23 protein-coding genes are annotated in these 25,649 nt (G+C 70.1%); 16 read left to right on the top strand and 7 right to left on the bottom strand.

Annotated features, from left to right (window positions below):
- The first annotated feature begins 36 nt into the window (after positions 1 to 36).
- Genes JJI54_RS25405 through JJI54_RS25395 form a run of 3 tightly spaced genes read left to right on the top strand, consistent with a single transcriptional unit; the run spans position 37 to position 2,558 of the window.
- Positions 37 to 990, top strand: coding sequence for a carbohydrate ABC transporter permease (locus JJI54_RS25405; RefSeq protein ID WP_203076213.1), 954 nt, complete (start codon positions 37 to 39; stop codon positions 988 to 990).
- Entirely contained in the window at positions 983 to 1,885 is a 903-nt protein-coding gene (locus JJI54_RS25400; RefSeq protein ID WP_203076212.1) for a carbohydrate ABC transporter permease, read from the top strand. The genes JJI54_RS25405 and JJI54_RS25400 overlap by 8 nt, the downstream gene beginning before the upstream one ends.
- Positions 1,886 to 1,940: 55 nt before the next feature.
- Positions 1,941 to 2,558, top strand: coding sequence for a flavodoxin family protein (locus JJI54_RS25395; protein ID WP_203076211.1), 618 nt, complete (start codon positions 1,941 to 1,943; stop codon positions 2,556 to 2,558).
- Positions 2,559 to 2,561: 3 nt separating this feature from the next.
- Here the strand turns inward: JJI54_RS25395 and JJI54_RS25390 are convergent, their stop codons facing one another.
- A complete protein-coding gene (locus JJI54_RS25390) occupies positions 2,562 to 3,323 on the bottom strand; it encodes an SDR family oxidoreductase (protein WP_203076210.1) in 762 nt (253 codons plus the stop codon).
- A 115-nt stretch (positions 3,324 to 3,438) separates the two neighbouring features.
- On the opposite strand from JJI54_RS25390, the gene JJI54_RS25385 reads away from it, so the two are divergent.
- The 4 genes from JJI54_RS25385 (at position 3,439) to JJI54_RS25370 (ending at position 10,108) form a co-directional block, all read left to right on the top strand.
- Positions 3,439 to 4,464, top strand: coding sequence for a C-terminal binding protein (locus JJI54_RS25385; protein WP_203076209.1), 1,026 nt, complete (start codon positions 3,439 to 3,441; stop codon positions 4,462 to 4,464).
- 14 nt (positions 4,465 to 4,478) lie between these two features.
- Complete coding sequence (locus tag JJI54_RS25380) at positions 4,479 to 5,888, top strand: sulfotransferase family protein (RefSeq protein WP_203076208.1); 1,410 nt, start codon at positions 4,479 to 4,481, stop codon at positions 5,886 to 5,888.
- A gap of 120 nt (positions 5,889 to 6,008) precedes the next feature.
- On the top strand, positions 6,009 to 8,564 hold the full coding sequence (locus JJI54_RS25375; protein ID WP_203076207.1) for a glycosyltransferase: 2,556 nt from the start codon (positions 6,009 to 6,011) through the stop codon (positions 8,562 to 8,564).
- 110 nt (positions 8,565 to 8,674) lie between these two features.
- A complete protein-coding gene (locus JJI54_RS25370; RefSeq protein ID WP_203076206.1) occupies positions 8,675 to 10,108 on the top strand; it encodes an NAD-dependent succinate-semialdehyde dehydrogenase in 1,434 nt (477 codons plus the stop codon).
- Between the two features lie 57 nt (positions 10,109 to 10,165).
- Here JJI54_RS25370 and JJI54_RS25365 read toward each other — a convergent pair whose 3' ends face one another.
- Both JJI54_RS25365 and JJI54_RS25360 read right to left on the bottom strand, forming a co-directional pair.
- Positions 10,166 to 11,596: an amidohydrolase family protein gene (locus JJI54_RS25365; protein WP_203076368.1), complete on the bottom strand. Its 1,431-nt coding sequence runs from the start codon at positions 11,594 to 11,596 to the stop codon at positions 10,166 to 10,168.
- A 2-nt stretch (positions 11,597 to 11,598) separates the two neighbouring features.
- Positions 11,599 to 12,642, bottom strand: a complete 1,044-nt coding sequence (locus JJI54_RS25360; protein ID WP_203076205.1) for a TRAP transporter substrate-binding protein — start codon at positions 12,640 to 12,642, stop codon at positions 11,599 to 11,601.
- A gap of 198 nt (positions 12,643 to 12,840) precedes the next feature.
- On the opposite strand from JJI54_RS25360, the gene JJI54_RS25355 reads away from it, so the two are divergent.
- Genes JJI54_RS25355 through JJI54_RS25345 form a run of 3 tightly spaced genes read left to right on the top strand, consistent with a single transcriptional unit; the run spans position 12,841 to position 15,513 of the window.
- On the top strand, positions 12,841 to 13,581 hold the full coding sequence (locus JJI54_RS25355) for an aspartate/glutamate racemase family protein (protein WP_203076204.1): 741 nt from the start codon (positions 12,841 to 12,843) through the stop codon (positions 13,579 to 13,581).
- Between the two features lie 31 nt (positions 13,582 to 13,612).
- On the top strand, positions 13,613 to 14,209 hold the full coding sequence (locus JJI54_RS25350) for a TRAP transporter small permease subunit (protein ID WP_203076203.1): 597 nt from the start codon (positions 13,613 to 13,615) through the stop codon (positions 14,207 to 14,209).
- Positions 14,206 to 15,513, top strand: a complete 1,308-nt coding sequence (locus tag JJI54_RS25345) for a TRAP transporter large permease (protein WP_203076202.1) — start codon at positions 14,206 to 14,208, stop codon at positions 15,511 to 15,513. The genes JJI54_RS25350 and JJI54_RS25345 overlap by 4 nt, the downstream gene beginning before the upstream one ends.
- 3 nt (positions 15,514 to 15,516) lie before the next feature.
- Here JJI54_RS25345 and JJI54_RS25340 read toward each other — a convergent pair whose 3' ends face one another.
- From JJI54_RS25340 to JJI54_RS25325, 4 genes are read right to left on the bottom strand one after another with little or no spacing between them, the layout of a single operon-like run.
- Positions 15,517 to 16,398 carry a polysaccharide deacetylase family protein gene (locus JJI54_RS25340; RefSeq protein ID WP_203076201.1) on the bottom strand — a complete coding sequence of 294 codons (882 nt, stop codon included), beginning with the start codon at positions 16,396 to 16,398 and terminating at the stop codon, positions 15,517 to 15,519.
- Positions 16,398 to 17,867 carry an FGGY-family carbohydrate kinase gene (locus JJI54_RS25335; protein WP_318987583.1) on the bottom strand — a complete coding sequence of 490 codons (1,470 nt, stop codon included), beginning with the start codon at positions 17,865 to 17,867 and terminating at the stop codon, positions 16,398 to 16,400. The genes JJI54_RS25340 and JJI54_RS25335 overlap by 1 nt, the downstream gene beginning before the upstream one ends.
- A 4-nt stretch (positions 17,868 to 17,871) precedes the next feature.
- Entirely contained in the window at positions 17,872 to 18,669 is a 798-nt protein-coding gene (locus JJI54_RS25330; RefSeq protein ID WP_203076200.1) for a BtpA/SgcQ family protein, read from the bottom strand.
- Positions 18,670 to 18,679: 10 nt separating this feature from the next.
- Positions 18,680 to 19,456, bottom strand: coding sequence for an SDR family NAD(P)-dependent oxidoreductase (locus JJI54_RS25325; RefSeq protein ID WP_203076199.1), 777 nt, complete (start codon positions 19,454 to 19,456; stop codon positions 18,680 to 18,682).
- 33 nt (positions 19,457 to 19,489) lie between these two features.
- Here JJI54_RS25325 and JJI54_RS25320 point away from each other — a divergent pair, with 33 nt between their 5' ends.
- The 6 genes from JJI54_RS25320 (at position 19,490) to JJI54_RS25295 (ending at position 25,646) form a co-directional block, all read left to right on the top strand.
- Positions 19,490 to 20,989 carry an amidohydrolase family protein gene (locus JJI54_RS25320; protein ID WP_203076198.1) on the top strand — a complete coding sequence of 500 codons (1,500 nt, stop codon included), beginning with the start codon at positions 19,490 to 19,492 and terminating at the stop codon, positions 20,987 to 20,989.
- A gap of 121 nt (positions 20,990 to 21,110) precedes the next feature.
- The gene (locus JJI54_RS25315; RefSeq protein WP_203076197.1) at positions 21,111 to 21,983 is read left to right on the top strand and encodes an ABC transporter permease; all 873 of its coding nucleotides are present in this window, start codon (positions 21,111 to 21,113) and stop codon (positions 21,981 to 21,983) included.
- Positions 21,980 to 22,774, top strand: a complete 795-nt coding sequence (locus JJI54_RS25310) for an ABC transporter permease (protein ID WP_203076196.1) — start codon at positions 21,980 to 21,982, stop codon at positions 22,772 to 22,774. The genes JJI54_RS25315 and JJI54_RS25310 overlap by 4 nt, the downstream gene beginning before the upstream one ends.
- A 17-nt stretch (positions 22,775 to 22,791) precedes the next feature.
- Complete coding sequence (locus JJI54_RS25305) at positions 22,792 to 23,841, top strand: ABC transporter substrate-binding protein (protein WP_203076195.1); 1,050 nt, start codon at positions 22,792 to 22,794, stop codon at positions 23,839 to 23,841.
- A 68-nt stretch (positions 23,842 to 23,909) separates the two neighbouring features.
- Positions 23,910 to 24,932 (top strand): ABC transporter ATP-binding protein, encoded by a 1,023-nt coding sequence (locus JJI54_RS25300; RefSeq protein WP_318987582.1) that lies wholly within the window; start codon positions 23,910 to 23,912, stop codon positions 24,930 to 24,932.
- On the top strand, positions 24,933 to 25,646 hold the full coding sequence (locus tag JJI54_RS25295) for an aspartate racemase/maleate isomerase family protein (protein WP_203076194.1): 714 nt from the start codon (positions 24,933 to 24,935) through the stop codon (positions 25,644 to 25,646).
- Positions 25,647 to 25,649: the final 3 nt, after the last annotated feature.

Below are 25,649 nucleotides of genomic sequence, written 5' to 3'. Positions count from 1 at the left end.
GCCCTCGTGGCCGGCCCCTCCCCGCCGGGAGGGACCATGTCCGCCACCACCGCGCCCGTCTGGACCAAGACGCGCCAGCAACCCGGCGCGCTCGCCCGGCTGTTCGACAACAAGGCCTTCCTGATCATCGTCTGCCTGGCCCCCGCGGTCGGGCTGCTGATGACCTTCCTCACCTATCCGCTCGGCCTCGGCGTCTGGCTCGCCTTCACGGACACCACCATCGGGCGGCCGGGCATCTGGGTGGGGCTGGAGAATTTCCAGTACCTGATGGAAGACCCCATCTTCCTGAACTCGGTCTTCTACAGCGTCTTCTACACCGGCGTCGCGACCATCGGGAAATTCGGCCTCGGCCTCTGGCTCGCGCTGCTGCTGAACCAGCACCTGCCGATGAAGTCGCTGCTGCGGGCCATCATCCTGCTGCCCTGGATCGTGCCGACGGTGCTGTCCGCCATCGCCTTCTGGTGGATCTACGACCCGCAGTTCAGCATCATCTCCTACCTCGCGATGAAGATGGGCTTCACGACGCAGCCCATCGACTTCATCAACACCGCCTGGCCCGCGCGCTGGTCGCTGATCTTCGCCAATATCTGGCGCGGCATCCCCTTCGTCGCGATCTCGCTGCTGGCGGGGCTCCAGACCATCTCGCCCTCGCTCTACGAGGCCGCGCTGCTGGACGGCGCCACGCCCTGGCAGCGCTTCCGCCACATCACCTTCCCGATGCTGATGCCCATCCTGGCCATCGTGATGACCTTCAGCATCATCTTCACCTTCACGGATTTCCAGCTGGTCTATGCCATCACGCGCGGCGGGCCGGTGAATTCCACGCACCTCATGGCCACGCTCGCCTTCCAGCGCGGCATCCCGGGCGGGCAGCTCGGCGAGGGTGCGGCCATCGCGGTGGCCATGATCCCCTTCCTCGTCTTCGCGACGCTGTTCAGCTACTTCGGCCTCGCCCGGCGCAAGTGGCAGCAGGGAGAGTCCAATGACTGACGCCGCCGCGGCCGCCGCCTCCTCCAACACCGCCACCGCGGCGCCGGAGATGCTGAGCTGGGACAGCAAGTCCCGGCGGGTGGTGATGCTCTATGTCCCGCTGGCCTGCTTCCTGCTGATCCTGCTCTTCCCCTTCTACTGGATGACGGTGACGGCCTTCAAACCGAATGCGGAGCTGTACGACTACGCCACCCACAACCCCTTCTGGATCAGCTCGCCGACGCTCGACCACATCCGGCACCTGCTGTTCAACACCAGCTATCCGCACTGGCTGTGGACGACGATGCTGGTCTCCATCGCGGCGACCTTCCTGTCGCTGCTCTCCAGCACGCTGGCGGCCTATGCCATCCAGCGGCTGCGCTTCCGCGGCAGCCAGTATGTCGGCCTCGCCATCTACCTGGCCTACCTGGTGCCGCCCTCCATCCTCTTCATCCCGCTGGCGACGATGGTGGTGCGGCTTGGGCTGTTCGACACGCCCTTCGCGCTGATCCTGACCTACCCGACCTTCCTGGTGCCCTTCTGCACCTGGCTGCTGATCGGCTACTTCAAGTCGATCCCCTATGAGCTGGAGGAATGCGCGCTGATCGATGGCGCGTCGCGCCTGCAGATCCTGCGCCAGATCACCCTGCCGCTGGCGATCCCGGGCCTGATCTCGGCGGGCATCTTCAGCTTCACGCTCTCCTGGAACGAATTCATCTACGCCCTCGCCTTCATCCAGAGCAGCGAGAACAAGACCGTGCCCGTCGCGATCCTGACGGAGCTGGTGACGGGCGACGTCTACCAATGGGGCGCGCTGATGGCGGGGTCGCTGCTGGGATCCCTGCCGGTCGCGATCTTCTACAGCTTCTTCGTGGACTACTACGTCAGCAGCCTGACGGGGGCGGTGAAGGAGTGACGGAACCCGGCCTCGGCGATGGCGCTTGTCATCGCCGAAGCCGGAGTGTTCCCCAGTGCCCCTCACCGCCATCGCCCTCAACTGCACGCTGAAGTCCGACGCCAGCGAGACCTCCTCCACCGACACGATGATCGCCGTGCTGGCCAAGGCGCTGGGCGAGCATGACGTCACGGTGACGGAAACGGTCCGCGTCGCGGCCCTCAACATCAAGCCGGGCGTCACATCCGACGAGGGCGAGGGCGATGAATGGCCCGCGCTCCGCGCGAAGATCCTGCGCCATGACATCCTGATCCTCGGCACGCCCATCTGGCTCGGCCAGCCCAGCAGCATCGCCAAGCGCGTGCTGGAACGGATGGACGCCTTCCTGGACGAGACGGACGACCAGGGCCGCATGCCCAGCACCGGCAAGGTCGCGGTCTGCGCCATCGTGGGCAATGAGGATGGCGCCCATGCCTCCTCCGCCCTGATGTTCCAGGCGCTGAACGATGTCGGCTGGACCATCCCGCCCGGCGCCGCCTGCTACTGGGTGGGGGAGGCGATGGGCGACAAGGACTTCAAGGACCTGAAGCAGACGCCCGAGAAGGTGCAGCAGACCGCCGACATGCTGGCCAGCAACGCCGCCCACATGGCGGCGCTGCTGCGGCAGAATCCCTTCCCGGGCGTGGAGGAATAGCCGCTACAGCTTCCGCTCCAGCGTCGCGATCAGGCTGCGGTTGTGCCGCGGCGTGATCCAGACCTCGTTCAGCACCACATGCGGCGGCAGGCAGGCGATGTAGCGGATCAAATCGCCCACATCGGCGCTCTGCACCATCTTCGCGCGCTCCTCGGCGCTGACGGGGTTGGGCCGCTTGTCGAGGATCGGCGTCGCGACCTCCCCCGGCAGCACGACCGAGGATCGGATGCCGTTCACGCATTCCTCGGCATTGATCGAATGGCTCATCGCCACCACCGCATGCTTGGCCGCGGTGTAGCCGGGGCCGGACATGGGGGAGACGAGGCGGCCGGCCATGGAGGCGGTGTGGATCAGCACGCCGTCGCGCTGGTCCCGCATCAGCGGCAGCGCCACCGTGGCGGCGTAGAAGGCGCTGTTGAGGTTGCCGCGGATGAGTTCATCCGCCCCTTCCATGGACAGCACGCCCCAGCGGCGCGGCGTGATGTTCAGCCCGGCATTGTTCACCAGCACGTCCAGCCGGCCGAAGCGCTCCTTCAGGAAGGCGCCGATGGCGGCGACCTGCGCGCCCACCATCATGTCCGCGGCCTGCACATGCGCCTCTCCGCCACGGGCGCGGATGCGCGCTGCCACATCCTCCAGCGGCGCCTGGCGGCGGCCGGTCAGCACCAGCGTGGCGCCCTCCTCCGCCAGCGCCAGCGCCGCGGCCTCCCCGATTCCGCTGCCCGCGCCCGTGACCCAGGCGATCTTCCCCGTCAGGCGTGCCATCGCGCCCTCCCTCCCCCGCATTGCTGATGCGCGAGCCTACCAGCCCGGGCGCGCTTGTCGCCCCCTGCCCCCCATGCAACCGTTCGCCGCATCCGAATTGGGGGAACAAGACGCCATGCCGAAGATCCTGACGCCCGCTGCCGCCGCCGCGGGCGGCTATGCGCTGGAGATGGAGGCGCTGGAACGCCTGGGCGCCGAGATCGTCGAATGCCCGCCGAACGAGGCCGCCTTCATCGCCGCCGCCGGCGATGCGGACGCCATCTACATGAAGGGCATGAAGCTGACCGCCGCGATGATCGCGGCCGCGCCGAAGGCCAAGGTCATCACCTGCGCCACCGTCGGCGTCGATTACGTCGATGTCGTCGCCGCGACGGCGAAGGGCATTCCCGTCACCAACTGCCCCGACACCTTCATCGAGGAGGTGGCCGACCACGCCATGATGCTGCTGCTGGCCACGCATCGCCGCTGCATCGAACAGGACCGCATGGTGCGCGAAGGCCGCTGGGGAGAAGGCCGGCCACAGCTGCTGCAGGTGCCGCGGCTGATGGGCCAGACGCTGGGCTTCGTCGCCTTCGGCCGCGTCGCGCGCCTGGTCGCCATCCGCGCCAAGGCCTTCGGGCTGCGCCTGATGGCCTATGACCCCTTCGTGGATGAGCTGACCATGTCCGCGCTCGGCGTGCTGCCCGCCAGCCTGGACGAGGTGCTGAGCCAGTCCGACTTCATCTCCATGCACGCCCCCGCCACGCCGGATACGGGGAAGATGCTGACGGCGAAGCACTTCGCCCGCATGAAGCGCAGCGCCATCTTCATCAACACCGGCCGCGGCCCGACGGTGGACGAGGCCGCGCTGATCGAGGCGCTGCAGTCGAAGCGGATCGCGGGCGCGGGGCTCGACGTGCTGGAACAGGAACCGCCCAGCCCGGACAACCCGCTGCTGAAGATGCCGCACATCATCCTGAGCCCGCACAATGCCAGCGCCTCCGCCCGCTTCGATGAGGCGCGGAAGCGCCGCGCGGGGCAGGAACTGGCGCTGGTGCTCTCCGGCCGCTGGCCGATGTCCTGCGTCAACCCGACCACGCTGCCGGATTCGGGCCTGCGCCGCTGGCAGCCCTATGCGATGGAGCGTGGCCCCAACAGCTGAAGGCCCCGCCGGGCGTGCCCGAACTCTTCCTCCCCTTCCGCGCGGAGGCCGCCTTCCGGGCCTGGCGCGGCGCCCGGCTGGCCGGCACGGCGGATGCGGTGCGCCGCGCGGTGAGGCGCGACGGCTTCGTCGATCCGCAGACCGATGCCGCGGCGCCGCCCACGGACCAGGCGCTGCAGGGCGCGCCGCAGCGCGCGCTGCAGCTCGCGCTGCGCATCGCGCTGCGGCGGCGGGGCTGGGCGCAGCGGCAGGATTTGCGGATCATCGCGCGGCAGAGCCCCGGCCCCGGGCTGCACCGCCTCGGCCTGCTGTCGCCGCACGGCATGCCGCAGGCGCCGGGCCGGGCGGACCTGCTGGTGGGCGATGGCGGGGGGTGGGAGGCCGGGCTCGGCGCGGTGCGGACGGGCGGCCTGGTGCTGGCACCGCTGCCCGGCGGCATCGGCCCCGCCGCCTGGGCGCAGCTGGACCGGCTGCGGGCGGCGGGCTTCGCGGATGCGGCGGTGGTGCTCATCGCCTCCGCCCGCCACGCCATCGCGGCGGAGGGCGAAGCCGGCGTGGCGGTGCTGGCCGGCACGCAGGGGGCGGAGGGCGAGACCCTGCCGGGCATCGAGGCACCGGACGGCCTGCCCGGCCGCTTCGTCAGCCTCTTCGCCCTGCCGCGATCCGGCACCACGCTGCTGACGGCGATGTTCCAGGTCCATTCGCAGGTCGATGCGGTGTTCGAGCCCTGGAACGGCCAGGTGCTGGAAGGGCCCGGCGATGCCAGCATCCCGGTGCTGCTGGAGAAGGCCGGCATCGCGCCCGACACGCAGCGCTGCCTCTTCGTCAAGGAAACCGCGGCGCAGCTGCCCTATCTGGAGGGCCTGTGCCGGATGATCGACCAGGCGCCGCTGCCGCTGGACTCGGCCGCGCTGATGCTGCTGCGGCGCCCGGCCCATACCTTCCTGTCGGAGATCGAGCGCCGCGGCCAGTGGTGGGGCGATGCGGTGCCGCTGGACGGGCGGCAATTCGCCCTGTGGTGCGACAAGTATCGCCAGGCCCTGGCCCGCATGCTGGCGGTGCTGCGCCGCCACGACGGCACCGTGATCGGCTTCGAGGCCCTGGCCGCCGACCCGGCCGGGCTGCTGCCCCGCATCGCGGCGGCCATCGGCCTGCCGGTGGAGCCGGCGCAGCTGCGCTACGAGGCGCATCTGGACCGCAGCCAGGTGCGCGGCGACCTCAATATCGGCCGCGCGCCCGCGCCGATTTCCGATGAAAGCGTGCGGCGGCGCGCCCGGTCGGAACACCTGGTCGCGCGCCTCGCCGCCGGCGGGCCGCATGCCGCCTGGTTCGCGGATGCCACCGCGCTGCACGCGGCCGTCGCCCGGGCGGGGCTGGTGCGGGTCCGCGCCCTGCCCCAGGCGCTGCTCGATCCGCTGGGCTGAGGGCGCCCCTTGCGGCCGGCCGGCCTGCTGCCGCATTGATGATCCCGGCGCCGTGATGGGCGCGGGCCTGCCAGGGGAACTGCCGATGCGGCGCCATCCATTCCGCGACGCGAGCGATCGATGACGGGTGGCACGCTCGCCCTGCTGCGCGGCGCCGCCGGCCAGCCCGCCACGCCGCGCCAGGCGCCCCCGGCCCGGCCGCATGGCACGGTGGAGGGCTGGACGGAGACCCATGTGCATGGCTGGGCGCTGGACCCCGCGCGCCCGCACGAACCGCTGCAGGTCGAGCTGTGGGACGGGGAGCAGCTGATCCTGCGGACCCGCGCCGATATCTGGCGCCCGGACGTCGCCCCGCCCGGCGGCTCGCCCGGCCTGCTCTGCGGCTTCAACATCGCCATGCCGCAGCACCTGCTGACCGCGCCGCGCCACATCCTGCACATCCGCATCGCCGGACAGGGCGAGGACCTCTCCAATTCCCCCCTGGTGCTGGACAATCCGAAGCCGCCGATGACGGCGGAGGACCTGGCGGCGCTGCTGCCGGGGCTGGAGGCGCGCGGCGCCGCCGCCACCTCCGCCGCCGCGATGCGGGAGCTGATCGGCCCGGTGATGGGCGCGCTCGGCGCGCTGCTGCCGCGCTACATGGCGCTGGTGGAGCAGGCGGGCGAGGATCGCGCCCAGGCGACGATCGACCTTGCCCATTCCTACTCCGATCGGCTCGCCGCCATCCTGCAGGATGTCTGCGCGCGCTACCCCGCGCTGCGCTTCCCGGAGGTGGCGGAGCCCGAGGTCAGCGTCATCATCCCCGTGCATGGCAAGTTCGCCTATACCTACCAGTGCCTCTCCAGCATCCTGAAGGCGCTGCCGCGCACGGGCTTCGAGGTGGTGGTGGTGGACGATGCCTCGCCGGACGAGACGCTGTTCCTGCCCGCCATCACCGCCGGCGCGGTGCTCTATCTCCGCAATCCCCGCAATGGCGGCTTCATCGCGGCCTGCAATGCCGGCGCCGCCGCGGCGCGTGGCCGCTACCTGCTGTTCCTGAACAACGACACGGAGGTGAAGGAAGGCTGGCTGGACACGCTGCGCGACACCTTCGCGGAGGTGCCGGACGCGGGCCTCGTCGGCTCCAAGCTCATCTTCCCCGATGGCAGCGTGCAGGAAGCGGGCGGCATCGTCTGGCGGCTGGGCGATGGGTGGAACTACGGCCGCGGCAGCCAGCCCGACGATCCCCGCATCTCCTACCTGCGGGACGTGGACTACGTCTCCGGCGCCTCCATCATGGTGGCGCGCCCGGTGTTCGAGGCGCTGGGCGGCTTCGATACCCACTACAGCCCCGCCTATTACGAGGACACGGACCTCGCCTTCCGCATCCGCAAGCGCGGGCTGCGCGTGCTCTACCAGCCGCTCTCGGCGCTGGTGCACCATGAGGGCATCACCAGCGGCACCGATGTGAAGGGCACCGGCGCCAAGCGCTACCAGCTGCTGAACGGCCGCAAGTTCTTCGACCGCTGGCGCGACGTGCTCGCGTCCCACCGCCTGAATGGCGAGGCGCCGGAGCTGGAGAAGGAGCGTGGCGTCACGCGCCGCATCCTCTTCATCGATGAGACGACGCCGACGCCGCTGGAGGATGCGGGATCGGTCGCGGCGCTGGCCCATATGCGGGCCATGCAGGCGCTGGGCGCCAAGATCACCTTCGTGCCCGCCGACAACATGGCGCATCTCGGCGACATCACCCGCGCGCTGCAGGGCATCGGCATCGAATGCCTGCACCACCCCTGGTACTGGTCGGTGGAGGAGGTGATCCGCAAGCGCGGCGCGGAGTTCGACGCCGTCTTCCTGCACCGCTTCGTCAACGCCTTCAAATATGCGGGCGTGATCCGAAGCGCGATGCCGAACGCGAGGATCATCTATTCGGTCGCAGACCTGCACCATCTGCGGCTGGAACGCGAAGCCGCCGTCACCGGCGACCCCGCCATCGCGAAGGAGGCTGCCACGGTCAAGGCGCGGGAGGTCACGGCGCTCGCCATGGCCGACCAGGTCATCGTCCATTCCGCGCATGAGGCCGCCTACCTCGCCGGCGCGGTGCCGGAGGAGAGGCTGAACGTCATCCCCTGGACGGTGAAGGCGCGCCCCGGCCCCTCCGCCTTCGCGGCGCGCAGCGGCATCACCTTCCTCGGCGGCTATCGCCACACGCCGAATGTCGATGCCGTGACCTTCTTCGTGGACCAGGTCATGCCGCATCTGCGCAGCCTGGTGCCCGGCATCGTCTTCCGCATCGCGGGGTCCCACATGCCGGACCGTTTCCATGCGCTCGCCGCGCCGGATGTGCTGCTGGAGGGGTTCGTCCCGGACCTCGATGCCTATCTGGACCGCCAGCGCGTCATGGTTGCGCCATTGCGGTATGGCGCGGGGGTGAAGGGCAAGGTCCTGGAAAGCCTGGCCCATGGCCTGCCCTGCGTGGCCACCACCATGGCGGCGGAGGGCATGGGCCTGACCCATGCGGAGGACATCGCCCTGGCGGACGGGCCACGCGCGATCTCGGAGGCGATTGCCTGGCTCTACCAGGACGAGGCGGCCTGGACGCGCCTGCGCGCCCAGGGCCTCGCCTTCGTGGAGCGGTTCTGCGGGGAAGGCGTCATCAACGGCAAGTTCCGGGCGATGTTCGACCGGATGGGCTGACCCCCGCCGCCGCCCGCCCCGGTTCCCCCGGGGCGCCGGCTGTGCCAGTTTCCCTCCCCGCCAGACCACCCGATCCGCGCCCCGCATACGGGGCCGCCGAGGAGACGCGCATGTACGCCGACGTTCAGCTATTCATCGATGGCAAGTGGCGCAACGCCGCGGGCAACCGCTCCATCCCCGTGATCAACCCGGCCACCGAGGAAGTCCTCGCCACCGTCGCGCACGCGTCGAAGGACGACCTCGACGAGGCGCTCGCCGCCGCCGACAAGGGTTTCGCGACCTGGAAGAAGGTCTCGGCCTATGACCGCTCCAAGCTGATGCGGAAGGCGGCCGACATCTTCCGTTCGCGCGCCGATGAGGTCGCCAAGCTCATGACGCTGGAGCAGGGCAAGCCGCTGGCCGAGGCGAAGATGGAGGCCCTGGCGGCGGCCGACATCATAGACTGGTTCGCCGAGGAATCGCGCCGCGCCTATGGCCGCGTCATCCCCGCCCGCGGCGAGGGCATCTACCAGCTGGTCGTGAAGGAGCCCGTCGGCCCCGTCGCCGCCTTCACGCCCTGGAACTTCCCGATCAACCAGGTGGTGCGCAAGCTCTCCGCCGCGCTGGCCACGGGCTGCTCCATCATCGTCAAGGCGCCGGAGGAGACGCCAGCCGCCCCCGCTGCCCTCATCCGCGCCTTCGCCGATGCGGGCCTGCCCGCCGGCGTCGCCAACCTGGTGTTCGGCGTGCCGGCCGAGATCAGCGAATACCTCATCCCGCACCCCGTCATCCGCAAGGTGACCTTCACGGGCTCCACCCCCATCGGCAAGCACCTGGCGGCGCTGGCCGGCGCGCACATGAAGCGCGTGACGATGGAACTCGGCGGCCATGCGCCGGCGATCGTCTTCGACGATGCGGACCTGGATCTCGCCGTGAAGACGCTGGCCGGCGCCAAGTTCCGCAATGCGGGCCAGGTCTGCGTCTCGCCGACGCGGTTCCTGGTGCAGGAGAAGCTCTACGCCCCCTTCGTGGAGAAGTTCACCGCTGCCGCGGCCTCGCTGAAGGTCGGCAACGGCATGGACAGCGACACGCAGATGGGCCCGCTGGCGCATGACCGCCGCGTGCCCTGGGTGGAGGGCCTGGTGGCCGATGCGCGGCAGCGCGGCGCGGAGGTGCATACGGGCGGCGAGCGGATCGGCAACAAGGGCTATTTCTACCAGCCCACCGTCATCACCGGCGTCGGCAAGGATGCGCGGATGATGAACGAGGAGCCCTTCGGCCCGCTCGCCATGATCGCGCCCTTCAGCGACCTGGATGAGGTGGTGGAGGAGGCCAACCGCCTGCCCTTCGGCCTGGCGTCCTACGCCTTCACGCGCAGCGCCAAGACGGCGAATGCCATCGCGGCGCGCGTGGAGAGCGGGATGATGACCATCAACCACCTCGGCCTCGCGCTGCCGGAAGTGCCCTTCGGCGGCATGAAGGATAGCGGCTATGGTAGCGAAGGCGGCTCCGAGGCCATCGAGGCCTATCTGAACACGAAGTTCGTGTCCCAGGCGGGGCTATAATCAAAATCTCCCTCCCCCGCGCCGCGGGGGAGGGTCGGGGTGGGGGCTCCGCCGCCCCTACCCCACCACCGCCAGCGACAGCGGCATCAGTTCCTCCACCGTCGCGCCCGCCGGATCGCGCCACGGCACCAGTGCCGCCAGCCGCGCCTGTTCCCGCGCCACATCGGCGGAGGCCTTGGCGCGGTCGATGGTCAGCACCACCCCATCCGCGACGCGCTGCACGCCATCCACGAAGACGTCCCGCACCGGCCGCTCGCCCGCGACATGCACCAGGTTGCGCAGCGGGTCCCGCGCCGGCTGCATCGCGGGGTGGTCGAGCGTCGCGATGACGATGTCCGCCTTCGCGCCGACCGCCAGCCGCCCGATATCGTCCCGCCCCAGCACATCCGCCGCCGCCACCGTCGCCGCATGGAACACCCGCGCGGTGTCGCAGCGATGCATCGGCCCCGCCGCCGCGCGCGCCTGCAATTCGGCCACGCGCATCTCCTCCCAGAGGTTCTGCGGATGCGTGTCCGTGCCCATCGCGATGGCGATGCCGCGTTCCATATAGGCGCCGAGGTCATGCATCATCGACCCGTCGCGCAGGAACACCGTCGGGCAATGCGCGACGGCCGTGCCGCTTTCCGCCAGCAGCCGCAGATCCTCCCGCCGCGGCCACAGGATCCAGGGATGCGCGTCGGTGAAGACGGCATGGCCCAGGATCGTCGTCGGGCCGAGGAAGCCGAGGCGGTCCAGATACTCGACCGGCGTGCAGTCGTGCCTGCGCGTCATGCCCGCGAATTCGGCGATGCTCTGCGCGGCATGGGTATGCAGCGGCCGCCCCTTCGCCCGCGCCAGCGCCGCGCCCTGCTGCAGCAGATCGGGCGTGCAGGTATCGACCTGCGCGGGCGAGACCATGGCGGAAAGCCGCCCGCCCTCATGCGCCTCGGCGGCGTCCATCACCTCGGCGGCCTCGGCCAGCGCGCCGGCGCCGAGGTCCGGCACCCATTCGTACTGCGTCTCCTGCCCCGTCTCCGTGTACCAGTTGGCGGAGCGGAACATGGGTGCGACCACGCCGCGCAGCCCGCTTGCCGCCAGCTGCTCGATCCAGCCGGGATAGGCATGGCTGAGATCGACGGCGGTGGTCACGCCGGAGGCCAGCAGCTCCGCATAGGTGTAGCGGGCGCTGGCGCGGATCGCCTCCGCATCCGGGATGAAGGCCTGGCGGAAGCGGTGGCGGCCGGAATTGAACAGCCGCGGATTGCCGAATTCCTCGACATAGCCGCGGAACAGCGGCGACTGGCCGGGATGGCAGTGGATGTTGATCAGCCCCGGCAGCACGATGGCGGCGCTGCCATCGATCTCCCGCGCCGCCACCCCATCCCAATGCCCGCCGAGATGCACCACGCGGTCGCCCGCGAAGGCGATATCGGCATCCCGCCGGTACACATGCCGCCCGCCCTCCCAGGCCACCACCCAGGCGGCCCGGCGGATGACGGTGACGGGCATGGTCACCGGATGGCCATGCCGCGCGCGCGGCCGACCGTGTCGTTCCACACCTGCGCGCAGCCGGGATAGGCGCGGTTGCAGCGCGCGGCCCATTCGGAGAGGATCACCTCCTCCGAGATCCGGCGCAGCCGCGTCTTGTCGGCCTCGCTCACCGTCGCCAGCGTCATGTTGAAGGGCTGGTGCGCCTGGCGCAGGCATTCCGGCCGGCCAAGGCTGCAATTCGTCGCATCCTCATTCGTCGTGCGCGCCAGCTCCCACAGATCATTCTCCATGCGGGAGAACTGCGCCATGTAGGCTTCCCGCTGCGCCGGCGTCTGGCGGTTCCACCAGGCCAGGTTCACGAGGTGCGCCTGCACCGCGCCGGAGACCGAGAGCGGCAGCAGATGCGTCGTCACCTCCGGCCACTTGCCCGTATTGGCGGAGGTCGGGGAGGTGATGCCGCAGGAGGCGACGCCGCGCTGCAGCGCCGGATAGACCTCGGGGAAGGAGAGCGTCACCGGCGTGGCGCCGAGCCGCTCCAGCAGCTGCGACATGGATGCGGTGAAGGACCGCACGCGCTGGCCGCGGAGGTCGTCCAGCGTGCGGATCGGCTGGCTGCAGAAGAAGACCTGGGAGCCGAAGGGCCAGATCGCCACCACCTTGGCGCCGAAACGCTGCTGGATGCGCGCGTCGAACACCTCCCGGAACGCATTCACCGCGCCGCGCAGCTCCTCGAGGTCCGTGGAGACGCCGATCAGGTCGATGCCCTCCAGGAAGGGATCGTCGCGGGACGCGAGCCCGATCTGCGCGGAGACGACATCGAAGGTACCCGCGCGCACCAGGCGCAGCGCATCGGCCATGTTGATGCCGAGGCCCTGGAACTCGCTGCGCTCGATCCGGACATTGAGGCCGGAGGTGATGCGCTCCATCGCCGCATTCTCCACCGGGAACTGGGTGGAGACCGCCTGCGACTGGCTGAGCCAGCGCACCGGCGCCTGCGCCAGCGCGGTGCCGGCGGAAAGCGCCACGGCCAGCGTGGCGGCGAATAGGCTGCGGATCGGGTTCATGGGTCCCCCCGGGGATGGATGGCGGCCCCATTACGCGGTGGAGAGGCCAGCCACGCAAGCCGGTGACGGCGCCGCATCCCGGCGTTGCGGCCGCGACATCGCCCAGGATTTGACCATGCCGCCGCTTTGCGCGCCATCTTCGCGGCCCGCGCATGCAGGCTGCATACTAGGCCACCCGCCCCTTCCCGGAGTCGCGCCATGCGCCTGCTGGTCGCCAACCCCAACACGACACCGCAGGTGACGGAGCTCTGCGCCAACGCCGCGCGGGCCGTCGCCTCCCCGGGCACGGAGATCCTGCCGCTGACGGGCCGCTTCGGCGCGCAGATCATCAATTCCCGCGCGGAGAACGCGATCGCCGGCCATGCGATGCTGGAGATGCTGGCGGAGAATGTCGCGGGCGCCGATGGCGTGCTGCTCGCCGTCTCCTACGACACGGGCCTGCTGGCGGCGCGGGAAGTGCTGCCCGTGCCGGTCGTCGGCATGACGGAGGCCGGCATCGCCGCCGCCTGCCTGCTCGGCACGCGCTTCGGCCTGGTCACCTTCGGCACGCCCTTCATCTACCAGGAACTGGTGGCGCAGCAGGGGCTGACGGGGCGGCTGGCCGGCATCCGCGCCATCACCGCCTCGCCGAAGGATGCCTATGCCGATCCGGCGACGGTGGATGCGAAGGTGGCGGAGGCCGCGAGCGCCCTGGTGGCGGAGACGGGGGCGGAGGTGGTGGTGCTCTGCGGCGCCGCCATGGCGGGCATGCCGGCGCGCATCCGGGATGCCGTGCCGGTGCCGGTGCTGGACGGCATCGCCGCCGGCGTGGGGCTGCTGGAGATGCTGGTGCGCATGAAACCCGCCAAGGCACGGGCGGGCAGCCTGGCGCATCCCGGCCAGCGGCCGACCCAGGGCCTTTCCCCGGCGCTGGCGGCGCTGCTGGCGGCGGGGGCGTGACGATGGCATGGGAAATGCGTGGGGCCCGGCCATGAATGACGGCAATCCGCTGACGCGTGTCCTCGCCCCTCCTGCCCGCATCCTGGCGCTCGCCGGCGGCTGGTGGCTGCTGCTGCTTTCCTTCGTCACCTGCGTGGAGATCATCGGCCGCAAGGTCTTCGGCTTCTCGCTGCAGGGCATCGACGAGGTCGGCGGCTATACCACCGCGGTCGTCTCCTCCCTCGCCTTCGCCTGGGCGCTGGTGACGAAGTCGCACACCCGCGTGGATTTCCTGCTGGCCCATATGCCGGAATGGCTGCGCGCCGTGCTGAACGCGCTGGCCTATGCGCTGCTGGCGGGCTTCGGCGTCTTCGCCTCCATCCGGGGGTGGGCGGTGCTGGAGGAGACGATCGAGTTCGACGCCCACGCCATCACGCCGCTCGGCACGCCGCTCTGGATTCCGCAATCGCTGTGGCTGGCGGGCATCGTCGTCTTCGCCGCGGTCGCGGTGCTGCTGGCGCTGCACGCGGCCTGGCTGCTGCTGACGGATCGCCCCCGCGTCAACCAGCTCTACGGCCCCATGACGCTGGATGAGGAAGTCGCCATCGAGGCCAGCGCCATCGCCAAGCGGCAGGAGGGCACGCCATGATCGGCGTCACCGAGACCGCGATCGGCTTCTGCCTGCTGGTCGGGCTGCTCTTCCTCGGCCTGCATGTCGCCACCGCGATGTTCGCCGTCGCCGCGCTGGGTGCCGTGGTCTATCTCAGCCCCGCGCTCGTCGCCGCGGCGGGGATGCAGTTCTGGGGCGCGATGGAGGATTACGTCCTTCTCTCCATCCCGCTCTACATCCTGCTGGGGGAGATCCTGGTCCGCAGCGGCAGCACGGACCGGCTGTACCAGTCCCTGTCGGACTGGCTGAACCCCCTGCCCGGCGGGCTGCTGCACACCAATGTCGGCGCCAGCGCCATCTTCTCCGCCGTCTCCGGCTCCTCCGTCGCCACCGCCGCCACCATCGCGACGGTGGCGCTGCCGAGCTTCCGCAAGCGGAAATACGATGACCGCCTGGTGCTCGGCTCCATCGCGGCGGGCGCCTCGCTCGGCAACCTCATCCCACCGGGCATCGCGCTGATCGTCTATGGCGCGCTGACCAACACCTCCGTCGGCCAGCTCTATGCCGCCGCCGTCATCCCCGGCATCGTGATGACGCTGCTGTTCATGGCGACGATCATCGTGCTGGCCTGGGCTCGGCCCGACTGGGTGCGGCAGAAGGAGGTGCTGGACCCCCTGATGGTGCGCCTCAAGCGCCTGGTGGATCTGCTGCCACCGCTGCTGATCTTCGCCATCATCATGGGCTCCATCTACACGGGCTGGGCCACGGTGACGGAAAGTGCGGCGCTGGCCGTGGTGGCGGCGCTGCCCATCGCGGCGCTCTACGGGCGGCTGAATGTCGCGATGCTGCATGAATGCTTCATCGCCACCGCGCAGCTCACCGCCATGTCCATGCTGGTGCTGGCGGCCGCCTTCTACCTGAACTTCGTGCTGGGGCTGTTGGGCGTGACGCCGGCGCTCGGCAAGTTCGTGGTGGATCTCGGCGCGTCGCGGATCGAGCTGCTGATCGCGCTGGCCGTCTTCTACCTGCTGCTCGGCGTCTTCTTCGAAAGCCTGCCGATGATGGTCGGCACCGTGCCCATCGTCTTCCCCGTGGTGGTGGCGGCGGGCATCGATCCGATCTGGTTCGGCGTCTTCATGGTGCTGATGTGCGAGGTCTCGCTGCTCTCGCCCCCCGTCGGCATGACGCTCTACGTCATCCAGGCCGTGCGGCGGGAAGGCACCATCGCCCAGGTCTTCGCCGGCACCATCCCCTTCTTCGCGGCGATGGTGCTGATGACCTTCCTGCTGATCGCGATACCCGAGATGGCGCTGTGGCTGCCGCGATTGATGTATTCGCCCTAGGGACTACACCGCCCGCGACGGATCCTGATGCACGAAGGCCGCGATATCGGCCCCGCGCGTGATCCAGATATCCCCCGCGCGCCCAGCGATATGCGCCAGCGCGCGGTCCAGCTGCCGCCGGCGGAAGGGCTGGCCCATGATGTTGGCATGCAGCGCGAGGCCGAAGACCAGCGGCACCTCCGCCGCATCCGCGATCATCTGGTCCACCTGGTCGATGATCATGTCGGCGAATTCGGCGGCACTCGCCTGGCGCCCGATGATGGCGACGCTGTCGTTGATCTCCTGCGAATAGGGCATGGCCAGCAGCGGCCCCGCATCGGTCAGCAGCCAGATCGGCTGGTCGTCGCAGCCCCAATCCATGATGTAGCGATAGCCCGCCTGGCGGATCAGCTCCGGCGTCCGCGCCGTCTCCGACAGCCAGGGGCCGAGCCAGCCCTCCGGCGCGACGCCTTCCTCCCGCGCGATGCGCGCCGTCGCCTCCGCGATCAACGCACGCTCCGCCTCTTCCGACAGCCCCGCCTGGCTTTCCGAATTGGTGCGGCCGTGGCAGGCGATCTCGTGGCCCAGCGCGCGGCAGGCCGCGGGGAAATCCGGCGCCTGGTCATAGACCGCGCTGTTCAGCAGCACCGTCAACGGAATGCCGTGCCGTTCGAACTGCCGCAGCAGCCGCCAGGCGCCGACGCGCGTGCCGTATTCCCGCCAGGCGTTGTTCAGCACGTCCGGCTGCGTGCCGCCGGGCACGAGGTCCTCCACCAGCCCCTCGCCGAAGGCGTAGTGCTCGACATTGAGGGCGACATAGAGCGCCAGCCCCTTCCCGCCCGGCCAGCGGAAGCGGGGCCGGTCCTCGATGGATCGATGCGCGTAGCGCCCGTGTGTCCTCAACATCACGTCACCGCCGCCAACCGGGGGAAGAGTGGCTTCAGCCGCTCATAGCTCTCGCGCCACAGCGGGTAGATCGCGTCGTATCGCGCCGCCGCCGCCGCATCGGGCTCCACGCGCCCGGCCGGCGTCACGAAGCGCCCGATGGCGTTCCAATCCTCGAAGGCGCCCACGCCAACCCCCGCGACATAGGCCGCGCCGAGGCAGGACCCCGGATGCCCGTGCAGCAGGTGGACCGGCAGCCCCAGCACATCCGCCGCGATCTGCATCCAGACGCGGCTCGCCGCGCCGCCATCGCTCGCGATCACGTGGGAGGCCTCATGCCCGAGTTCGCGCAGCACCTCGACATGATGGCGGAAGCCGAAGCACACGGCTTCCAGCGCCGCGCGCCAGACATGCGCCAGGCCGTGATGCAGGCCGAGGCCCACCAGCGTGCCGCGGGCATGCGGATCATGCAGCGGCGTCTTCTCGCCGAGGAAATAGGGCAGCAGCAGCAGCCCCGCCGCGCCGGGCGCCACCTCCGCCGCCATCGCATCCAACTCGGCATGCGTGCGCCCGCCGCCCCATTCCCGCACCACCCAGTTCAGCACGGCGCCGGAGGACGCCATGCAGCCATTCGGCAGGAACAGGCCGGGCACGAGATGGAAGTCGAGGAACAGCCGCGGATCGGGGCGCGGCGCGGCCGTCGCCAGCAGGATGTCGCCGGCGCCCCCGAATTTCACCAGCAGGTCACCCGGCCGCGTCACCCCCGCGACGAAGGCGGAGGCGACATGATCGGCGCAGCCCGCCACCACCGGCGTGCCCTTCGCCAGCCCCGGGATATCGGCGGTGACGCCGCCGATCACCGCATGCCCCGCCCGCAGCGGCGGCAGCATCGCGGGCGTGACGCCGCCGAGCGCCACCAGATCCTCCGCGACCGCATCCGTGCCGAGATCGAGAAAGCCCGCCTCCAGCGCCCAGTTGCGTTCCAGCGATGCCACGCCGGTCAGGCGCCAAGCGATGTCGTCATAGGAACCGCGCATGGTCGCGATGCGGGCGAAGGCCTCGGGCTCATGCCGGCGCAGCCAGCGCAGCTTGGGCGCGATGAGCTGCTGGTTCACGCCATTGCCGGTGCGGGCGATGAAGGCGGCCTCGTCGACCTCGGCGCGGATCGCCTCGACCTCCGCGCTGGTGCGCCCGTCGCTCTGCTGGATGCTCGGTCGGATCAGCGCGCCCGCCGCATCCCGCAGCACCAGCGCGGGCACCATGCCCGTCACGCCGATGGCATCCACGGGCCCGGGCGAGGCCGCCAGCATCTCCGCCAGCACGGCGACGGTATTGTCCCACCACTGGTCAGGATCCTCCTCCGCCCATCCCGGCGCGGGGCTGCGCAGATCGACCGGGCGCGACGCCGTGGCCAGCACCTGGCCCCCGCTCTCCACCAGGATGCCGATGGTGGAGGTGGTGCCGATATCGATGCCGATCAGCCGCGCCACGCGCCTACCGCAGCCCCCGCACCCGGTCCATGAACCGCGCCACGCGATCCCGGTCCACCTTGTTCCAGGTATTGCCCTGGTGCTTGAAATGCGTGCCGATCACGCAGCCATCGGCGACGCGCATGATCGTCTCGACATTGTCGATGTTCACGCCGGTATTGGCGAAGACCGGCGTTGCCCCTGCCCCGCGCCGCGCCGATTCCAGATCCGATCCCTCCACCGCCTGCCCTGTGATGCCGCCGGAGACGCAGATGACATCGGCGAGGGAGGAGAAGATCGCGCTCCTTGCCCGCTGCTCGATGCTGCGCGTATCCGGCGTGCTGGCGAATTCCGCGTTGATGTTGAACAGCAGCTTCAGGTCCTGCCGCCCGAGCTGTGCCCGCAGCCGCAGCGCGCCGGCGCAATCCGGCTCCCACATCCCCATGTCGCTGGCATAGACGCCGGTGAAGACCTCCCGCGCGAAGCGCGCGCCGGTGGCGGCGGCGACGGCCACGGTGCCGACGGGGTCCCAGAGGTAGTTGACGCCGAAGGGCACCGTCAGGGCGGGCTTCGCCGCCGTCACCAGCGCCGTCATCGCCGCCAGGCTCTCGGGCGTCGCCTTCAGCAGATAGGGGCGGTCGCCCTCATTGCCGAACATGATGGCGTCCACGCCACCCTTCTGCAGCGCGGCGATATCCTCCAGCACATCATCCAGCAGCCCCTGCATGCCGCGCTTCTGGTCATAGAGCGGCGAGCCCGGCAGCGGCCCCAGATGGGCCATGGCAATGACGGTCTTCTTCGTCTCGAACAGGCCGGGAATCATGGATGCTCCATCAGCTCATGAACACGCCGCCATTCACGTCCACGGCCAGGCCGGTCATGAATCGCGCGGAATCGGACAGCAGGAAGACGACGACATCGGCCACATCCTCCGGCTGCTGCAAGCGGCCGAGCGGCGTCAGCGACACATATTCCGCCCGCACCGCCTCCTCGCTCATGCCGCGGAGCTGCGCTTCCCACACCACCTCCCGCTCCTGCATGGAGGTCGCGACGAAGCCCGGGCAGACGCAGTTCACGCGGATGCCATTCCCCGCCACTTCCTTCGCGATGGCCTGGGTGAAGCCGGCGACGGCGAATTTGCTCGCGGAGTAATGCGCCAGCAGCGGCGCGCCGACCTTGGCGGCCAGCGAAGCGGTGTTGACGATCGCGCCCTTGGTGCCCGCCGCCAGCATGGCGCGCACCACCGCCTGGTTGGTCAGGAAGACGCCCTTGGCGTTGACGTCCATGTTGAAGTCCCACTCGGCCTCCGTCAGGTCGACGACGCGCCGCATGGTGGAGACGCCGGCATTCGCCACCGCCGCATCGATCCCGCCGAGCTTCGCCGCGGCCTGCTCGACCGCCGCCGCCGTCGCCGCGGCATCGCGCACATCCAGCGCCAGCCCGAAGGCGCCGCCCCCGGCCTCCGCCGCCACGCGCGCCGCCGCCGCGCCATCGAGGTCCGTGACGCAGACCGCCGCCCCCGCTTGCGCCAGCGCCAGCACAATGGCGCGCCCGATCCCCGCGCCGCCGCCCGTGACGAAGGCGCGGCGCCCTTCCAGCACGCGACTCATGCGGGGTAGCCTGTTCGTGACGAAGGGGTCGCCATGTCCATCCTGATCCGCAACGCCCGAATCCTGACCTTCGACGAGGCCGGCCGTGATTGGCCGGAGGGCGATATCCTCATCGAGGGCAACGCCATCGTGGCCGTCGGCCCCGGCCTTTGTCCAGACCGCGCGCCGGGCCGCGTGATCGAAGCCCGCGGCATGCTCGCCATGCCCGGCCTCATCAACGCGCATTTCCACAGCCCCGGCAATTTCCTGCGCGGCATGGTGGATGGCCTGCCGCTGGAAGTCTTCATGCTCTATGAGGTGCCGCCGCTGCTGGATGGCGCGCCGGTGAAGCGCCTCAACTACGTCCGCACCATGCTGGGTGCCATGGAGATGCTGCGCAACGGCGTCACCACCGTGATGGACGATGCCTTCCATGTCCCCGTCGCGAACCGGGACGGCATCGACGGCATCGTGGAGGCCTATCGCGACAGCGGCATGCGCGCCCGCGTCGCCATCGACCAGCCGCAGTTGGTCGAGTACGAGAAGTATCCCTTCCTGAAGGAGCTTCTGCCGCCTGACGCCATCGCCGCGATGGAGGCCGCGCCGCGGCAATCCACGGAGGAGCTTCTCGCCCTCTACGACCATCTCATCACGACGTGGGACCGCACATCGAACGGCCGTATCGCGGCCGCCATTTCCTGCTCCGCTCCGCAGCGCTGCGAAGTCCCATACCTCCAGGCGCTCTCGGCGTTGGCGCGCAAATACGACCTTCCCTTCAACTGCCACATCCTGGAAACCAAGCTCCAGCGCGTGCTGGGGGAGCAAAAATTCGGGCGCAGCCTGGTGAGGCTGGCGCATGACTACGGCATCCTCGACGAATTCCTCGTCATCATCCACGCCATCTGGATTGATGACGACGACATCGCCCTCATCGCCCGGTCCGGCGCCACGGTCGCGCATAACCCGCTCTGCAACCTCCGCCTCGGCAGCGGGGTGATGCCGTTCCGCGCTCTCCGCGATGCCGGCGTGCCGATCTGCATCGGCACGGATGAGGCGGTGGCGGACGACGCCATCAACCCCTGGGCGGCCATCAAGATGGCCGGGCTGGTGCACACGCTCTCCGACGTGGATTACCGCCGCTGGCCGGGCGCGAAGGAGATCCTGCGCTGCGCGATGCAGGGCGGCGCGCGGGCGCTGCGCTGGCCGGATATCGGCCATCTCAGCCCCGGCGCCAGGGCCGACGTGATCCTGCTGGACCTCGACACCCTTCCCTTCACGCCCCTGAACGATCTGCATCGCCAGCTCGTCTTCTGCGAGCCCGCCGGCAGCGTGCGCACCACCATCGTCGATGGCGCCGTGGTCTTCGAGGATGGCCGCATCACCACCATGGACGAGGCCGCGCTGCGGCAGGAAGCCCGCGACCTGACCGCCGGCTACCGCGAAGCCTTCGCCCCCGCCATCGAGGCCGCGCGCAAGCTGGAGCCCGCCTATCGGGAGATGGTGCTGCGCGCGCATGCCCGCGATGCCGGGATGCAAAGGCGCCTGACGCGCTGATCATTCCACGGGCATCCGCCCACGCTCCTGCCGCGGGATGCGCCACTTCCCGTCCAGCACGGCGATTTTTCCAACCGCACCGCCGCCACCGGCCCCTTGAAGCGGGTCTAGGCTTCCCCGCGTGGAAGCACGAACCCGCCTCTCGCCGGCCCTCCTGGGCTGGCTCCTCGCCGGCCCCGCCGTGCTCTTCCTGCTCGCCTGCTTCGTCTTTCCCGCCGCGCAGACCCTCTACCTCGGCATCGGCGCGCGGACCGAGGCCGGCGTCATGCAATACGGCCTGACCATCGAGAACTACCGCCGCGCCTTCGCCACCGACCTCTATTGGCGCGTCCTGCTGCGCACCATCCGCATGGCGACCGCGGCCGCCATCGTCGCCGCCATCGTCGGCTACCCGCTGGCCTGGGTGCTGGCGCGCGGGCGGCCCTGGCTGTCGCGCACCGTCACGCTGGTGCTGGTCACGCCGCTGCTGGTGAATGTCGTCGTCCGCTCCTATGGCTGGTCCGCCATCCTGAGCCGCAACGGGCTGATTTCATGGGTGTTGCAGGGGCTGGGGTGGGAGGATCCGCCGGCGATCCTCTACACGGAATGGGCGGTGCTCATTGCCTCCGTCCATGTCTTCCTGCCATTCATGGTGCTGCCGCTGGCCGGCGCCATCGGGCGCATCCCGCCCGCCGCCGAGCAGGCCGCGACGGTGGCAGGCGCGGGCCCGGCGCAGCGCTTCCTCCGCATCATCCTGCCGCTCAGCCTGCCGGGCCTGGCGGTGGGGCTGCCGCTCGTCTTCTCGCTGACGGCGGCGGCCTTCGTGACTCCGCAGATCCTGGGCGGCAATTTCTCGCCGCTGCTCGGCACGCTGATCGAACAGCAGGTGCTGACCCTGCATGACTGGCCCTTCGGCGCGGCGCTGGCCAGCCTGCTGGTCGCCATGGTGCTGCTGGTGAATCTGGTCTTCATCGGCATCATCGGGCGGCGCATCAACCGCTGGGCGCAGGCATGAGCGACCGCATCCCCTGGCCGCTCGGGATCGTCACGGCGCTGCTGCTGGCCATCATCGTCGCGCCGCTGCTCGTGCCCATCGCCATGTCGATCAGCGACACGCCCTACATCGTCTTCCCGCCGGAGGGCTTCACCCTCGAATGGTATGTCGCCGTGCTGACGGAGCCGGAGGCGCAATCGGCCCTGCTGGTGTCGTTGAAGCTCGCGCTGGTCTCGACCATCGGCGCCATGCTGCTCGGCATCCCCTGCGCCATGGCCCTGGTGCGGCTGCGCTTTCCCGGGCGAGGCCTGGTGCAGGCGCTGGTGCTGGGCCCGCTGGTGGTGCCGCTGATCGTCACGGGCGTCGGGCTGCTGCAGACCTTCTCCCTGCTCGGCCTGCGCGGCGCCTTCCTGCAGATGTGGATCGGCCACATGGTCGTCTGCATCCCCTATGTCGTACGCTCCGTCTCGGGGGCCCTCGCCACGGCCGATCCGACGCAGGAGGATGCGGCACGGGTTCTCGGCGCCGGCCCCGTCGCGGTGTTCCTTCGCGTCATCTGGCCGCAGATCAGGCCCGGCGTCGCCGCCGGCGCCATCTTCGCCTTCATCATCTCCTTCGATGATTTCGCCATCTCCATGTGGCTCGCGGATGCGCGGAGCTTCCCGCTGCCGCTCTACCTCTACGCCGCCATCCAGCGGTTCTTCGATCCCTCCATCGCCGCGCTCTCCGCGCTGATGGTCTTCTTCGCGCTCGGCCTGGTGCTGCTGATCGAGAAGGGCCTCGGCATCGGCGTGCGCCGCATCGCGTCCTGACAGAGGAGACCCAAGGCATGAACACCACCCGCCGCGCCCTGCTGGGCACCGCCCTCGCCACCCCCTTCGTGAAGCCGCTCTCCGCGCAGCAGCGGGAGATCAGCGTCGGCATCTGGGGCGGCGCGCAGGGCGACTACGTCAAGCGCCAGATCATCCCGGCCTTCGAGCGTGACTTCGGCTGCAAGGTGCTGCCGGAGGAGGGCTTCACCCTCGCCAACGTCTCCAAGATGCGCGCGACCAAGGACAATCCGCGCTTCTCCGTCATGTTCATCGACGACCTCGCCATCCCCATCGCGAAGGCCGAGGGCCTGATCGCGGAGTTACCGCGGGACCGCATGCCCGCCATGGCGAATCTCTATCCGCGCTTCCTCTATGAGGAAGGCTTCGGCACCGCGCTCGGCATCTCGCTGGGCGGCATCTTCCACAACACGCGCGTGCGGCCGCCGGAGAGCTATGCGGAGCTGTGGGAGCCGCGCTACCGCGGCAAGCTGAAGCTGGTCAGCCCGAACAACACGCCCTCCATGTTCTTCCTGATCGTCGCCGCCGCGATCGAGACGGGCAAGCCCTTCGCGGAGGCGCAGTACGAGATCGACAAGGCCTTCGACCGCGTCGCCGCGCTGCGGCCCAACATCCTCAACATCTTCGGCGACGGCATCCAGGCGGCGAATGAGGTCGCGCAGGGCCAGGCGGATATCGGCCTGGTCGAGTACTCCAAGTACATCTACCCCTACACCAACCGCCGCGCGCCCGTGACCATGGCCTTCCCGAAGGAAGGCAGCTTCGCCGGGACCAACTGCCAGGTGCTGGTGAAGAACGGCCCGCACCAGGACCTCGCCGTCGCCTTCATGAACCGCATGATCGAGCCCGCGGTGCAGAAGGGCCTCTCCGAATTCGCCCTCACCTCGCCCCCCGTCTCCGGCATCACCTTCGCGCCGGAGACGGCGCGCTGGATCGCCTACCCCGTCGAGGAGATGGACAAGCGCGGCCTCTTCACCCCGGACTGGACCTACATCAACGCGCGCCGCGCCGGCTGGACGGAGCGCCTCAACCGGATCTTCTCCCTCTGAGCACGCCCGATCTCGGCCAGGGCGTCACGCTCCGGGCGCTCACGAAAAGCTTCGGCGCCACGCCGGTGGTGCGTGGCGTCGATCTCGATGTCGAGCCCGGGGAGATGCTGGCGCTCCTCGGCCCCTCCGGCTGCGGCAAGACGACCACGCTCCGCATGGTGGCGGGGCTGATCGAGCCCAGCGGCGGCGACGTGCTGATCGGCGGCGCCTCCGTGCTCGGCCTGCCCGCGCATCGCCGCAACCTCGGCATGCTGTTCCAGTCCTACGGGCTCTTCCCGCACCTCACCGTGGCGCGCAACGTCGCCTTCGGGCTGGAGATGCGGCGCATCGCGAAGGCGGAAGCCGCGACGCGCGTCGCGGAGGCGCTGAAGCTCGTGCGCCTCGACGCCTTCGCGGACCGCATGCCCGCGCAGCTCAGCGGCGGGCAGCAGCAGCGCGTGGCCCTCGCCCGGGCACTGGTCTATCGCCCCCGCGTGCTGCTGCTGGACGAGCCCTTCGGCGCGCTGGACCGCAAGCTGCGGGAGGAGATGCAGGTGGAACTGCGTCTTCTCGTCCGCCGCCTCGGCCTGACCACGCTGATGGTAACGCATGACCAGGAGGAGGCGCTGACGCTGGCGGATCGGCTCGCCGTGATGGAGCGCGGCGTCCTGATGCAGGTGGGCACGGGGACGGAGGTCTATGACCGCCCCGCCAGCCGCTTCGTGGCGGACTTCATGGGCGTGGCGAATCTGCTGGAAGGCACGGTCGCCGCCTGCGCCGATGGCCTGGCGCTGCTCGACCTGCCCGGCGGGCTGCGCCTGGCCGCCGCGCATCCGCCGATCGCCACCGGCAGCCCCGCCGCGCTCGCCATCCGGCCGGAGGCGCTGTCCCTGCTGCCGCCCACGGAGGCGTCGGAGCACACCATCCCCGGCACGGTGGAGCAGGCCATCTTCAAGGGCCAGGGCCTGGATGTCTGGGTCGGCACCCCGGCCGGCCGCCTCCTCGCGCGGCTCGACCGCGCGGCGCTGGAGGCACCGCCCGCCCCCGGCACGCCCTGCGCCCTTCGCTACAACCCAAGCCGGGCGATCCTGCTGCCCGGGGAGTCCCCCTGAATGCTGCCCGCCATCGGTTCCATCACGCCCTCCTCCAACCGCACGGTGGAGCGCACGCTCGCCGGCGTGATGCGCCACTTCCCTGGCGTGGACAGCTGCATCGCCCGCATCACCTATTACGGTCCCGGCATCGGCCAGCCCAAGGATGGCTACGACACGGAGCCCTATCGCCACGCCGCCTGGCAGTTGGGCCATGCGAATGTCGGCGTCGTCTGCTGGAACGGCACGCGCGGCGCGGGGCTCGGGCTCGATGCTGACCGCAGGCTCTGCGCCATCATGAGCGAGGCCGCCAACTGCCCCGCCACCACCGCGACGCTGGACACGGCGACGCTGCTGGACCGGCTGGGCGCGAAGCGCATCGGCTTCGTGACGCCGGGCGACACCGCCTATGCCGCGGAAGCCGCCGCGGGCTTCGGGCGCGACCTCGGCCCGGTGCGGAGCCTCGGGCTGAAGGACAACCTCGCTTCCGCCGAACTCACCCCCGACCGCATCGGCGCCCTGGTGCGGGAGGTGGCGCGGGAAGGCGGCGTGGACGCGATCCTGCTCTGGTCCACCAACCTGCCGGGGTGGGAGGTGATGGCGCCGCTCGAGGCCGAGACCGGCATCCCGGTGCTGGACAGCGCCGCCGTCGGCGTCTGGGGCACGCTGGTCGCGGCCGGCATCGACCCGACCAGGGCGGCGAGCCTGGGCCGGATCTTCACCATCCCTAAGTAGCCG

It is taken from the genome of Falsiroseomonas ponticola (assembly GCF_016805305.1).
Lineage (GTDB): Bacteria > Pseudomonadota > Alphaproteobacteria > Acetobacterales > Acetobacteraceae > Falsiroseomonas > Falsiroseomonas ponticola.
The sequence above is the reverse complement of the archived record's forward strand: the minus strand, read 5'-3'. Positions and strand labels throughout refer to the sequence as shown.